Below are 14,390 nucleotides of genomic sequence, written 5' to 3'. Positions count from 1 at the left end.
TGATGTTTAAATGTAAGAACTTTTCAAGGAGACCACGACGAACCTGCTTTCACACGATGGGTGGACGTTCATGAAGCAAATCAGATGGGGGTCTCCCCATTAAGCGCTTGAATATCCGGTAAAAGTAAGACAGATCACGGTAACCGAGAAATTCCGCAATTTCCTGGATGGAGAGCTGTGACTCAGTAAGCAAATATACCGCTCTTTTCATCCGTTGATCATGAACATATTGGCTGATCGTCTGATTCGTCATGCTTTTAAATAATGCAGCAGCGTAATTAGGTGTTTTACCGATCTCGTCCCCAAGCTCTTCTTTCGTAACTCGCTCCCGGTAATGCCGCTCAATGTATCGCTTCATCCGTTCGGCATGCACATGTCTCTCTGGTGGAATAACCCCCCGGTCCAGTTCCCTGTTTATATAAATAAGCACTTCCATCAATAAGGCTTGGCTCATCATGACATAATAAGACGGACGTTCCTGCCATTGCTGTTGGATGGCTTTCATGCGTTCATGAATCAGTTCATAACATGCGGGCTTATGTCGCAAGACCTCCTTGCGTTCCAGCGCGGGCAAACCTTGTGCATGATCCCCCTGTAATTGAACAACAATTTGAGTATGGGTTACAGTGGGAATACTCTTGCCGTAATACGGAATGCCAGCAGGGATGAGCAGCAGCTCGCCCTTCTCCATGATCTGCTTCTCTCCGTTCACCCAATATACACATTTTCCATAAGTAACCAAGCTCAGCCGCCATGTTGCCTGTGACTGTACTGCTTTTTCGTACCAACCGACACCGTTAATGTGCCGCACTTCTAATGGAGTGACCATAATACACCTCATTATTGGACTATACTCTAACCATTGTACTATAGTTCATACCCTGATTCGACAGAAAACGCTACAATACACATATAAGCAAACATATGAGGAGGAAAATAGCATGTTGAAAACAAAAATTATTTGTACTATGGGACCTGCTTGTGACTCAATCGACTTGTTGAAAGTAATGATTCAGGAAGGGATGACGGTTGCCCGTCTGAACATGGCTCACGGTGAGCTGGAAGATCACGTGGCACGGATTAACAATATCCGCAAAGCGGCTTCCGAATTGAACACATACGTACCGATCATGATGGATATCAAGGGACCGGAAGTTCGTATCGGTAAACTGAAAGAAGCGTCCTGCCATCTGCAAGCGGGTAAAGAGCTGATTCTGACTACTGAAGAAATTCTCGGTGACGCTGAGCGTATCTCGGTAAACTATCCGGAATTAAACCTCGTTGTGAAACCTGGAGATCGCATCCTCATCGATGATGGCCTGGTGGATCTGACTGTACTGTCTGTTAAAGGATCAGATATTCACTGTAAAATCATCAGCGGCGGCATTCTGAAACCACGTAAAGGGGTTAACTTGCCAGGAATTAAGACGACATTGCCTGGTGTAACGGAACGTGACGTGATGCACATCGGATTCGGCATCGAAAACGATGTCGAAATTATCGCTGCTTCCTTTGTTCGTAAAGGCGACGATATTCGTGAAATTCGTAGTATCCTGAAAGAACGCGGCGTAGAACATGTACAAATCATCTCCAAAATCGAAAACCAGGAAGGCATGACCAACCTGGACGATATCATTGAAGCATCTGACGGGATCATGGTAGCTCGTGGAGACCTCGGGGTTGAAGTACCGATTGAAGACGTACCGATGATGCAAAAAGAAATGATCGATAAATGTAACCGTGCAGGTAAACCGGTTATCGTTGCAACGCACATGCTGGAATCCATGCAAGTGAATCCGCGTCCAACCCGTTCCGAAGTTAGTGACGTTGCTAACGCTGTTCTTCAAGGTGCAGACGTTGTGATGTTGTCTGGTGAATCGGCAGCAGGTAAATATCCGGTACAATCCGTGCGCACGATGGCTGCTGTTGCTCGCCGTGCTGAAACGATGATTGATTACAAAGAACAATTCGGACAAAAGTCCGCTCAACAAGTAGCTGACATCACCGAAGTTATCAGTCAAGGAGCAGTTAGTTCTTCCCTCGTCCTGAATGCCAAAGCGATAATCACTTCTACCGAGAGTGGATTTACGGCGCGTATGATCTCCAAGTATCGTCCGAAAGCACCGATCATCGCGGTTACACAGCATGAAGAAGTACTTGCGAAAATCTGCCTGCTTTCCGGTGTCATTCCAGTCATGGGCGACAAGGTAACAACGACCGATGAAATGTTCGAATCTGCTACACGCAATGCCATCAAAACCGGTTATATCGAAAAAGGGGACATCATCGTCTTGTCCGCTGGCGTACCGATTGGTCAATCCGGTAACACCAACTTGATCAAAGTTCAACAAGTATAAATTCAACTTATGGAAGTTCGGTTATATAGTTGAACATACAAAAATCCACCGAGAGCAGAAATACGTCTCGGTGGATTTTTTACGTATTACATATTCCGTGAATAGTTCACCAGATCCTGTGCCATCATATTGATCTCATCCATCGAGGCGTTTACCTGCTGTGTTAGGGCAGCCTGACTCTGCGTCAGTGTAGACATGTTTCCAATATGATCCAGAATCTGATCAATGAACGTCTTCATAGCCTGCATGCTATCTTCGATATTGACGGTAGCCTGCGAGCTATGGTCAGCCAACTTCCGCACCTCTCCGGCAACAACACCAAAACCAAGGCCAAGTTCGCCTGCTCTGGCTGCTTCGATCGCTGCATTTAGACCAAGCAGATTGGTTTGGCTGGCAATTTCCCGAATAAACGCTGTAATATTTTTGGTATCATCCGCACTGCTCTTCACCTGGATGGCTGCATCCGCCGATAACTCTTGCGCAGTAACCAGTTCCTGGGCCTGATCCGTAATCGAGTTGATTCCACGCACCATCTCACCGATGGATTCGGATAAAAGTTTCGTTTTTTGATTCATCGCTTCAACGATCTGTTCCTTATTCTTCTCATGTGTCACATCACGAATGGTTCCCGCTACTCGGAGTGGTACTCCGTTACTATCCCGAACTGTCTCACCGCCTGCATGATACCAGCGATACTCCCCATTTTTACGCTGAAGACGGTAATCCAGATCATACGGTGTTCGTCCACTGTAATCATTCATGTGTTTGGCAAATTCATTGATGGTCCGGTCATGGTCCTCCGGGTGAAGACGGCTGCTCCAACTGCTAAATACATTTGGAAAGTCCTTCTCATCTGTAAACCCAAGTTCCCGGCGGAACTGCGGAGACCACCAGAATTCATTATTCGGATTAACCACATCTCCGGCAACAACGGTCATATCCCACGGTGCTTCCACCAATGCACGATTTACCAGATCATAACGGGTAACGAGTGCTTCCAGTTCATCGGATTTGCTCTTCTCGTCATGGATATCAAACATGATTCCCAAGAGTTTAATCGGAACCCCATTATCATTTCTGATAACTTGTCCAAGACAACGAAACCAGCGTACTTCCCCACTTTTCGTTATCATTCGACTTGTTACGTTGTATGCGGCCTTTTCAGATTCATTAACGTTTTTCGTAATCTCCTGCACCAGCTGTGTTCTGTCGTCAGGATAGATTGATTTGGCCCAGCTAGCAAAAACATCGGGGTAATCCTTCGTATTACTGAAGCCTAACATCTGGCGAAATTCTTTGGAAAAAGCAATGATATTATTGCCATCCAGAGGATCTCCTGCAACAATTTCGGATTCCCATAGTCCGAAGTTCAATGCCTGATTCAGCATATTGAGGCGCATTTCAGCTGCTTCATTTTGCTGCTTCAGAATATGTACGGCTTTATTAATGTTATGTGCAATTTCACCAGCTTCCTGCAAATCATCGGTCGATTCCAGCAGAGTGGTATATATCCCTTGCTCTGCGTCTTCAACCAGTTTACGACTGTATTCCAATAATTGTTGAAGCGAGCCTGCAGGGGCTGGCTTCATCTTTGGGGTGCTTTTACGAAACATCTCCATTTCTCCTCTAAAGTCATTTCTATATATTTCGACATAATCAGACATTAATTGTAGAGGACTCTCATTTATTTATGAAACGAACACAAATAAGCGCCGGATCAGCGCTTGTTCATGTGGTTATGATGTTATATTTATTTTCTCTTGATTCAAAAATCAGGACCTTTACCAGCCGAAATTCAGCGTTTTTCCTGTCTCCGCCCAAGTCTTGATACTGCTCAATATCATCCACCAGCTGTTCTGCGCGTTCGCGATAGATGGATGGTTGTCCGTAAATTGATCATTGATCAATGTCAACTTCGTACAGTCCCCCACTGTTTCCAGCTTGAATACTACTCGAGACTGAAGCTCGCTGTGATTGGCATGATAGGAAGGTCCAGGATGTTCAAGGTAACTTAACATAGATAAAGGTTCAAATTCCAGGATATCACCGTATACATGGACCGTCTCTGGACCGTCATTCCCAGGCCCTACATAAGCGAAAGGCTGACCCGGTTGAAAATTGGAACGAAGTTCGCTGCCAAAAAAGCTGCTGCGGGTTCCATCCGGAGAAATCAGGGCATTCCACACATCTTCTCGTCCCGCATTAATATAAAACTCGTATTTTAAATCCATGAACTCACTCCCTTTAGGTGTTGTATTGAAGGTATAGCTGACACTTGTTTGCAACACTATCCTATCGTTATACCCCAAACCCCGTATTGTAAAAACGCGACAACCGGAACATTCAGCAAAATGATATTGTGAGAAATTATTTTTCGTATTATGATTAACAGGACTTTAGATGTATTATTTAACCATTAATGAGTAAATAGTCTTATTTTTAAGGAGGATTTTCATTGATTTATCCCAAAAAATTTGGTATCGCTGCTGCTGCAACGATTGCACTCACATTAAGCAGTTCAAGTGCTTTTGCAGAGTCCAGTACCACGTCATTCAAAGACCTGAGCAAGGCATCCTCATGGGCTCAATCCTTTATTCAAGAAGCACAAGAAAAAGGATTGCTTAGCGGAGATCAGCAGGGTATGTTTTATCCACTTCAGGAAGTGTCACGACAAGAAATTGCAATGGCCATCACTAAATTAATGCAACTACCTGTAGAGGAAATTAGCTCCACAACGTTCTCTGATGTTCCAAATGAAACATGGAGTGCACAAGCTATTGATGCAGTACATAATCATGGATGGATGCTGGGAGACAACAATGGTTACTTCCGTCCAAAGGACTCTGTGACAAGGGAAGAATTAGCAACTATTTTAACCCGTATTACTCAAAATAAAGATATAGATTCTAAAGAAGAAGAGCGCCAGCTAAGTAATCTAAAAGACGAAAAAAACATCTCTACATGGGCTAAACAATCAGTTAAGTCTGTTGTATTTTCCGGCTTAATGACTGGTAGTAATGGTAACTTCTATCCTAAACAGTATGTGCTTCGTCAAGAATTAGCAGCTATTTTAATTCGACTGGATTCACAAAACAGTGTGAGTAATCTTCAGTTCATACAGAAAATTAATGATGAAAATGTGATTATTGGAGATAAGACCTATCAAGTAGCAGATAATTTGAAGGCATTATTCACATCCAAGAATGAACCTGTTCTACAAAACGCAGGCATTCAATTTAAAGCTAAAAATGGCGTTATTACACAAGTACTTGAATTGAAGCTTGTAACTCCAGGTAAGGCTGCAGTCTCAGGAAAACCTGAATTTTCAGGAAACCTTGTACTCGACGGGGGTAAAATCTCTGTTGAAAAAGACCTGACTGTTGCTGCAGATTATATAACAATTAAGAATATCTCTATAAAAGGGAACTTGGAAATATCATCTGAAGTGAATAACGATTTTTACGCGGAACAAGTATCTGTATTAGGGACTACATATGTAAATGGTGGAGACGATAACACCGTTGTCTTTGACCAATCGAATCTTCAAAATATGAGAATTGCGAAAGAAGACGTCCGTGTTGAGTCTATAAACAAGACAGTAGTTAAAGAAGTACAGATCGAATCCAAGCTCTCAGGGTTATGGGGAGATAACTCCATAACCTATGAAACTGTGAGTATAGGTCCAGGAGTACAGAACGCTTCTTTATATGCACATATTCGTAATCTTGAAGTTAACGCCGGTGATAAAGAAATAACAATATCCGGGACAGGTCATATTGATTCTATGACCATCCAGGGTTCCGGAGCGATCAACGTTCAAAACGCCAAAGTGATTGGTACGGTCAACGTTAACGAACGTTCAGCAAAAGTATCTCTTCCAGCGAATGTAATTGTCCAAAAAATTGTACTTCCAGAAGGTGTCTCACCAGAACAAGTGATTCTGAATTACGATAAAGTTAAATCACAAATTGCAACAATTAACGGGACACCGAATCCAAGCTATACACCACCGGTCACCGGGGGAGGAGGTTCCTCTAATAGTGGAGGAAATGGAGGCAGTTCAGGGGGGACAAGTCCGTCTAACCCTGGAACACATCCAACAACGCCTACAAACCCAATACCTTCAACAGGATATCCTTTTATTGAAGGAACTAGTTATCAGAACCGAATGGAAACATCCGCTGATGGCCTAGTCACCGTAAACCAAACGGGGACGATCTATTATATGGCCGTTCGGTTAGATGATAATGTACGCCCTACTGCAGAGCAAATAAAGAATGGAACACTTACTGAAGATGTACCATTTGCAACCGGCGTTGTACAAGCAACAGCTAATCAATTAACAACCTTTAAAATTGAAGGCTTAGAGCAATCAAAAGCATATGGTATTTGGGCCGTTTTCAAAAATAGCGATACAGGTGAAGAAACTAAACCTAGCTATATCATGTCGGTAAGCAATTACTTGCCTAATAGTGAGGATATCTTGCCATTTAAAAAGAAAAACCTTGAACAAATTAGGATTCAGTTCACTGGTGTGCTTACACCACCCATTACTAGTGTGACCGATCCATCTGCTATTGTAGAAGGCGGGCATCTCAGAAACTATGGTTATGGTTTTATTGAAATTAATTCGATAGAGTGGGATTTAACTATTCCGGATATGCCTATCCTTAATTTAAACTTTGATCCAGTCACACTGGGAGATGGAACTTCCTATAGATTAGACTGGACCTATGTAAAAAATGCTCTGTCTATTAAATTCACAAGCTCTAACGGTACACCTACTGCTCATGGGTTTGGTGGGTTTGGGACTTATACGGGTCCGGAAGTCGTGAATCTTATTACCAAACAGCTCGCTATCGAAATAGGAAGCATTGTTGATCCAACCCAGGCTGAAGAGGTTATGCACCTTCTTGAAGCATACCCTTCTCCGTTAAAACAAGAATTAGGCCTGATTGAGTTTAATGCTCAGTATTATCAGAAGGCTCTCGCAGAACAAGCCGGGAAGTACACAACCTACAGCGATGTTAAAGAAATTGTAGAAGCCGTTAATCAACAATATCCTGCACCAAGCACCAATGAAGCCACTGCTATTCGTTCCCTGAATAGTGCGCAAAGTGCTTCCTTAATGGAGTCATATATCAAGCGTTATGCAGCAGCATTAAATATTGATGTAACTGCATTCAATAATTTGAACGCAGCTTCTAGAATTGAGATTGGCCAAATCATTTTAGAATACAGAGAACAATTGCCACAAGGGGAGTTTACTAGCATTGCTCAAATTCGCAGCTATTATGATCTAGCATACGAAGTTGCATCCTCTGCTCCAACTACACTGAATTTTTTAGATACTGACACCAGAGTAGGACTTATTGGAGGAGACGTAGTTTGGACACCTGGTGTAAATGAGGAAAAAGTGAGTTCTTATGAAATTATCTGGGGAAGTCAAGGTAGAGAGATTGCTTCCATTAATCGAGTGGATAAGGATGGATCCAACCGATATACGATTGCTGAAGGAACAGCGATTCCTGAAGGGGCCACCCAACTGTTAGTCCGTGCCTTACTTCAAGATGGTACAGAAACTGCCCCAATTTATATCACATTAAAAGATACATTACCAGCTGCGCCTGAACAACCGTCCATCGATAATGATGACGCAAAAAATATATTAATTGGAGCAGATTCAACTATGGAGTTCTCTGTGGATGGAGGAACAAACTGGCATAAATATGATGAAGAGAATCCTCCCATCTTCCCAGGTCGCGTTTTTGTACAGGTACGCGTTCAGGCTGATCCAGTAAATCAAGTGCCAGCAGGTAAAGCAAAGACTGTCTCTTTTGTAGATAATGTTGTGATGTATGCCGGCATAAATGATGTAAGTAATACTTTTGATACAAATTACATTTCATCAGCCATGGAATACTCGTCAGATAATGGAGAGACGTGGACAACATATGATGAAAACAACCCTCCTCAGTTTCCAGGGGATCTGACCATTCTGCTTCGTGAAAAAGGAGGACAATACCTCCCAGCAGCCCCAGCCAAAAGTTTCACTTTTAAATCTAAAGTGAACATTTTTAAAGGAGGGAATACCCTTTCTGCTTCAACGTCAGCTATTGAGTATTCGAAGAATGGTGAAGAATGGATCAAATTCGTTCCACAACAAGTAGTTACATTTCAACCTGGAGATAGCGTAGACGTTCGGGAAGCTGCATATGGTTCATTCCCTGCAGGAGCTGTTGAAACAATCACCTTCGATTAAATATGTAGGAGTAAAGATTTTGTTCCTTTTAAGCCGCTATATTTCTAGCGGCTTTTGTTTTTTTTAAAGGGAGATCCTCATGTCCCATTGCAGTGTAACTGGAAGCATAACCGTATGCCGAGAGTCCTAACGGGCAGGGTAGTTATAATATATGTAAGAAAAGGTTAATAAAACAGATACGCTCTAGTGTTCATTCCGATAATCTTCTTCTATTTATTTGTTTCTAGCAAGTATAGACAACGAAAATATTCCATTTTTTATAGTGCAATGCTAGGAGATCAGATATACTCAAATGGAATGAAATAACAGGAAATAGACACAGGTAGGAAACGAATAGATCGCGCTCGAAAGGAACCGAGATATGAACCAGACAACAGATATTATGGGTATCCCTTTTCCCAACATAACGATGGACCAGACGGTTGCGATCCTTGGTGATGTAGTCCATCAGAGGCAATCCGAACTGTTCCATGTCATCACTGGCAATCCGGAAATCGTCATGTCCTGCCAGAAGGATCAGGCGCTTCGTTCGGTCCTGGATCAGGCAGGGCTTATTACCGCTGACGGCGCAGGCATTGTTATGGTATCCCGCTTGCGGGGTGGACAATTGACCGAACGGGTAACAGGTTGTGATCTCCTTTTTCGCTTGTTGGAGGAAGGAAACCGGAAGCAATGGTCCTTTTATATGCTGGGGGCAGAAGAAAGTGTCAGTAAGCGTACTGTCGAGGTTATTGCACAAAACTATCCGGGAGTCGTTGTTTGTGGCAGACAACATGGATTTTACACAATGGATGAGGAGCATAGAATTGTAGAAGAGATTCACGAAGCGCGACCCGATTTTCTTATCGTGGCCCTTGGTGCGCCAAACGCTGAACACTGGATCAACAAATACCGCCATCAATTCAATGCTCGTATAGCTATCGGAGTCGGGGGAAGCCTGGATATTCTGGCCGGCAAAACCAAACGAGCACCTGCGATATGGCAGAAGCTTAACTTGGAATGGCTCTACCGACTGCTCAGCCAACCTTCCAGATGGCGCAGACAACTCATTTTACCACGTTTCGCTGTTCGGGCGCTGCTGTTCAGGGAGCAAGGTAATTAACAAAGGGGACTGGTTATGGAATGATCAGAGAAGAAACCAAGACCAAACTCAGGCCAAACAAAATACATATTATCGGCTCAGTCGGCAGCGGCAAGTCTACACTGGCCCGCCATTTATCCGCGAGGCTAGATCTTCCTTATTATGAGCTCGACAACATGGTATGGCACCGTGTACCTCAAGGACAGGATGTTCGTAATAGCCCGGAGATGCGGGACACCCTTCTGCAAAAAGCTGTGCAATCCAATCAGTGGATTATTGAAGGAGTACACTATCAATGGGTGGCAAGAAGTTTCGAACAGGCCGATCTTATCGTCTATTTGAATACACCCGTGTGGAAAAGAAATGTGCGCATTCTCAAACGTTTTACCGTACAGAAGCTCGGGCTGGAGCAAGGGAATTACAGACAGACTTTCAGCATGCTTGGGCGAATGTACAAATGGAGCTATCAGCATGATCGCAAGGAAAAAGCGCTGATCATGACGTTTTTGCGGCCTCACCAACATAAATTGTGTATGGTTCGCGACGAAGCAGAATTGACGAGGTACCTGGAGGAATCGACATCATGAAACGCGCAGATTATAATACGATGCCCCGTATGGGAGTTCTGAATCTGGATGAAGACGACAAAAGATATCGACTGACACGCTACGCACCTTCCGAAGCACTGAGTCCTTTGGTCAAACATTTCTGGATTGTCTCTTGGGACCTCAACGGGACTGATCCCTACCCTCAGCATGTGGTTCCAAATCCATGTGTCAATCTGGTAGTAGAGCGGGGAAACACCTTTTTCTTCGGTCCATCTGGACAGAAATTCTCCTATCTCGTCCAGGGGAAAGGAAGTGTATTTGGGGTGAAGTTTAAGCCCGGGGGATTCTATCCGTTCATTCGCACTCCCGTTACCACATTGTCTGGCAATCCTTTGGATGTCTCCGGTGTGCTTGATGTGGATGCTCCACTACTCGAAGAACGGCTGCTCGGAGACGGAAGTGACTTGGACAAAGTCAGCTATATGGATCAGCTTCTATGCAAACACCTCCCCCCTTATGATGAGCAGGCCATTCTGGTCAGCCAAATTGTGCTGCAGATTGAGCAACAACGGGAAATGCTGCGGGTGGATGACTTGTCTGCCTCTTGGAATCTTCACACCAGAAAGCTCCAGCGCCTGTTCAATCAGTATGTAGGCATCAGCCCCAAAATGGTGATCAAGCTCTACAGGCTGCAAAACGCTGCCGAGATAATGGAACGGGGCATGAACTGTGATCTAGTTAAGCTGTCTCAGGATCTTGGATATCATGATCAGTCACACTTTATCAAAGATTTCAAATCCATTATCGGCAGCACACCTGAAAATTACGTAAAAAAAAGCCTGTCCTGATGTTCAGGGCAGGCGAATAACTTCGATTGCATCGACGAATGGAACAGTTCTCACATTAAGCAAGAATCATCCCGTGACACTCCCCACCTTTCTCCGTTTCGGCAACAACGGCCCCAAAATTAACGCTCCCGCCAAAAAGAGTACACCACTTACTGTAAATACCGTTAACAATGAAAAGTGATGCATCATGTAGCCTGCAATAGACATGGCAATTACCGTCATGCCCATAAACACCGGAGTAACGGCGCCTCCTACACGTCCAATAAATGCACCCTTCGTATTGGTCATAATCATCATCTGAATGCCCACATGAATCCATGGATAGAAGAATCCAGTAATCAGTTGAGTCACCATGGTAATCACGACATTCTCAGACCAGCCCATGACCACCGTCCCAAGCGCGCTGACAAACAGTCCAAGGGCGAGCAAGACCTGTGGCTGAATTTTTTTGGCAGCACTCATGATGAACGCTCCCCCTACCAGCATGGCCACCCCATTAACCATGAGCAACCATTGCAGAAAAGTTTTGTCCTGCCCCAAATTATCTATAGCAACAAATAGCATTAATGGCTGGATCAGTCCCGAAGCTAGACCCGTTACAGCGAAAGTCATAACCAACGTCCGTAATGCGATATTGCCATATACATAACGGAAACCTTCAGCCAGTTCACTGCGAAAAGAAGTCCTCTGACTTGATACGGATTCAACTCCATCCTTGGGTAAACTAGAAAGAACCCACCCGGAGAGCAGGAACATCCCCGCCGTGATAGCCAACGACACCTCAATTCCATAATTCTGATAGATAATGGTACCAATCATCGGTCCAATCACCATAAATACGGCAACCATCGTCTGGAACATGGCCATAACCCCCTGTAGCTCCTCGCCCGGTACATGCTGCTTGAACAGCTTCATCGCCGAGGGCTGAGAAAATTGGGAAAATACAGCCGACACCAGCGTCCCCAGCAACACGGAATACCACGGACCATAGATTAACGTGATCAGCACAACTACCGCTGACAATGAAGACAACACATCACACCAAACCATCGTCCGTTTGGGTCTCCAACGATCCGCAAAGGTTCCTCCGACAATCCCAAATATAAAGATGGGTGCATACTCCACTACTGAAATCAACGATACTGCCTGCGGGTCATTGCTCGTCATATCTGTAACAAACAACAGTATGGCAAAATTCCGTATCCATATTCCCAGCTGCAACAGAATACGCGAAACAACAATCGTCCGCACATAACGATTACGAAACAATTAAAACTCCTCCTCTAATTCATTCAAACAAATAATTACCTCATTTATGTTTGTTTATTTATAGACAATATATAATAATGTTTGAATTTAATCAACAATAACATTAATTCGCGATTGCATGCTCTTTATAATTGACACAATTAATTTGCGCAAAATTAATTTTGCGCTTTCAGTTCACTTCGCAAACCTATATACTGAATGAGATCAGTAAATAAATGACATATAGGAAAGCAAGGTGTTTCTTTTGATCAGTATCATTTTTGTAGCTCTTGTAGCCATCGAGCATATCTACATCATGGTGATGGAGATGTTTCTGTGGACTCGCCCACGCACGATGAAAACGTTCAACCTTACTCCTGAATTTGCGCAGTCAACCAAATCTTTGGCAGCCAACCAAGGTCTGTACAACGGATTTTTGGCCGCAGGTTTAATCTGGGGGCTTATTTATCCGGATACCTCTGTTGGACAGCACATCCAAATTTTCTTCTTGGCATGCGTCATCATCGCGGCTCTCTATGGAGGTGTAACCGCTACACGTTCGATCCTCATCAAACAGGGTCTGCCTGCGGTTATTGCGTTGCTTCTGGTTCTTTTCCTCTGATCGTTCTGCCGGTCCATACCATGCTGGGTCATTACATGCGTCAGTGTGGTATGGTAAGGTTATAAAGGCAGTAGGTTATGCCTTGATCACTATGATTGGTCTGGAAAGGAGTACGTTTCATGGGACTGTTTGACAAGCTTCGGCGTCGCAAGAAGGAACAACCGCCTGTAGGAGGAACAGTAAATATTGCTCCCTATAACGAGACCATCGTCGGATTTGTCCTGCTGGAGCGCGACGATTGTAATTTCGATCACTTCATCAGCAATATGAAAAACGTGTGGGATATTGAAATTGATGAACGTCCGGAGGAGGGCAACCTTTTTTTCGAAGTGGATGGAATGCAAGTGGTATGTGCACATATCAATGCACCTGTTCCTGATCGCGAAGTAGAGGAGAATGCCAAATTGAATGTGCTATGGCGGGATGCCGAGCAAGTCACCTCCAGGCATCAATCCCAGATTATTGTCTCTGTATTGAACGCAACCGACGCCATCCGGGCACATATTTTGTTCACCCAAACAGCCAGCGCCTTGTTGCAGCTTGATCATGCGCTGGCTATATATATGGCACCACTCGTGGTAGAAGCAAGAAAGTATGTAGACATCAGTCGTGGACTCAAGGATCAGGAGTTACCTGTATCGCTCTGGATTTTTATCGGATTATTTCAGGGTCCTGAGGGCGCTTCGGCCTATACTTACGGATTGCGGAATTTTGGTAAAGATGAAATGGAAATCAATCATTCTGCAGAGCCGTTAAGTGAAGTATTTGAGATGATGTACATGACTACGACATATGTGATTGAAAATGATGTAACACTGCATGACGGGGAGACGATCGGCTTCTCAGCAGAACAAAAGCTGCCTATCACCCGTTCGGAAGGGATAGCTACGGAAGGCAGCAGCCTGAAGATTGGATTCTAGCCCGCAGCAGCTTCATACTTAACGGATTTTAATGTATAATTTCATTGATTCAATCCATCACGCATGCAATACACATCGAAAAGGTCGTCCAGTCGTGATAACTGGGCGACTTTTTTATGCTTAATGTCCGGTTACAACTCATACATGCGGAATAAGAAGGCATTTCCCCAGGATACGAAGGAGAAAATCGTGGAGTACCAAAAGCTGCTGGTACAGTGGGGCATAAAACGTGCGAGTGTAGAAGTAGCGGTGCGATTGCCAAAATGCAGCTGAACGGATTCCAAGGAACCACAGTATCAGACTGAGTTCCATGGGGAAAACGTATGATGAAGTTTGGCATTTTATTAAAATAATCAAAAGGCTGTTAGGTTGCAGGCACCAAGAGAATAGAATTTCTTAACAGGCGTATTATCAAACAAATATCAAACTAATGAAACATTTAACTGTTCATGACTTATAAGGCAGCTTCATTCACACTTAGTTCAGGATCATCCTGTGTGCGAT

General features: G+C 43.9%; 11 protein-coding genes. 7 read left to right on the top strand and 4 right to left on the bottom strand.

Translation table 11 applies throughout. The annotated features are described in order from the left end of the window. Positions 1 to 49 precede the first annotated feature (49 nt). The gene (locus JNUCC31_RS16190) at positions 50 to 829 is read right to left on the bottom strand and encodes an AraC family transcriptional regulator (RefSeq protein WP_192272579.1); all 780 of its coding nucleotides are present in this window, start codon (positions 827 to 829) and stop codon (positions 50 to 52) included. Between the two features lie 112 nt (positions 830 to 941). Between JNUCC31_RS16190 and pyk the strand changes: the two genes are divergently transcribed. After that, complete coding sequence (gene pyk / locus JNUCC31_RS16185; RefSeq protein ID WP_192272577.1) at positions 942 to 2,357, top strand: pyruvate kinase; 1,416 nt, start codon at positions 942 to 944, stop codon at positions 2,355 to 2,357. Between the two features lie 86 nt (positions 2,358 to 2,443). Here the strand turns inward: pyk and JNUCC31_RS16180 are convergent, their stop codons facing one another. Beyond that, positions 2,444 to 3,970, bottom strand: a complete 1,527-nt coding sequence (locus JNUCC31_RS16180; RefSeq protein WP_192272575.1) for a methyl-accepting chemotaxis protein — start codon at positions 3,968 to 3,970, stop codon at positions 2,444 to 2,446. Between the two features lie 168 nt (positions 3,971 to 4,138). Next, positions 4,139 to 4,588 (bottom strand): SRPBCC family protein, encoded by a 450-nt coding sequence (locus JNUCC31_RS16175; protein ID WP_192272573.1) that lies wholly within the window; start codon positions 4,586 to 4,588, stop codon positions 4,139 to 4,141. Between the two features lie 224 nt (positions 4,589 to 4,812). On the opposite strand from JNUCC31_RS16175, the gene JNUCC31_RS16170 reads away from it, so the two are divergent. From JNUCC31_RS16170 to JNUCC31_RS16155, 4 genes are all read left to right on the top strand, one after another. Next, the gene (locus tag JNUCC31_RS16170) at positions 4,813 to 8,619 is read left to right on the top strand and encodes a DUF4073 domain-containing protein (RefSeq protein WP_192272571.1); all 3,807 of its coding nucleotides are present in this window, start codon (positions 4,813 to 4,815) and stop codon (positions 8,617 to 8,619) included. Positions 8,620 to 8,980: 361 nt separating this feature from the next. Beyond that, a complete protein-coding gene (locus JNUCC31_RS16165; RefSeq protein WP_192272569.1) occupies positions 8,981 to 9,721 on the top strand; it encodes a WecB/TagA/CpsF family glycosyltransferase in 741 nt (246 codons plus the stop codon). 20 nt (positions 9,722 to 9,741) lie between these two features. Continuing rightward, positions 9,742 to 10,287 (top strand): AAA family ATPase, encoded by a 546-nt coding sequence (locus tag JNUCC31_RS16160; RefSeq protein ID WP_192272567.1) that lies wholly within the window; start codon positions 9,742 to 9,744, stop codon positions 10,285 to 10,287. After that, entirely contained in the window at positions 10,284 to 11,096 is an 813-nt protein-coding gene (locus tag JNUCC31_RS16155) for a helix-turn-helix domain-containing protein (RefSeq protein ID WP_192272566.1), read from the top strand. The genes JNUCC31_RS16160 and JNUCC31_RS16155 overlap by 4 nt, the downstream gene beginning before the upstream one ends. Positions 11,097 to 11,162: 66 nt before the next feature. Here the strand turns inward: JNUCC31_RS16155 and JNUCC31_RS16150 are convergent, their stop codons facing one another. Next, positions 11,163 to 12,365, bottom strand: a complete 1,203-nt coding sequence (locus tag JNUCC31_RS16150; protein ID WP_192272564.1) for an MFS transporter — start codon at positions 12,363 to 12,365, stop codon at positions 11,163 to 11,165. A 244-nt stretch (positions 12,366 to 12,609) separates the two neighbouring features. Here JNUCC31_RS16150 and JNUCC31_RS16145 point away from each other — a divergent pair, with 244 nt between their 5' ends. Both JNUCC31_RS16145 and JNUCC31_RS16140 read left to right on the top strand, forming a co-directional pair. Beyond that, complete coding sequence (locus tag JNUCC31_RS16145) at positions 12,610 to 12,966, top strand: DUF1304 domain-containing protein (protein WP_192272562.1); 357 nt, start codon at positions 12,610 to 12,612, stop codon at positions 12,964 to 12,966. A gap of 119 nt (positions 12,967 to 13,085) precedes the next feature. After that, positions 13,086 to 13,886, top strand: a complete 801-nt coding sequence (locus tag JNUCC31_RS16140) for a DUF4261 domain-containing protein (protein ID WP_192272560.1) — start codon at positions 13,086 to 13,088, stop codon at positions 13,884 to 13,886. Positions 13,887 to 14,390: the final 504 nt, after the last annotated feature.

It is taken from the genome of Paenibacillus sp. JNUCC-31, assembly GCF_014844075.1.
Taxonomy (GTDB): domain Bacteria; phylum Bacillota; class Bacilli; order Paenibacillales; family Paenibacillaceae; genus Paenibacillus.
This window is presented reverse-complemented; position numbering and strand designations above follow the sequence as displayed.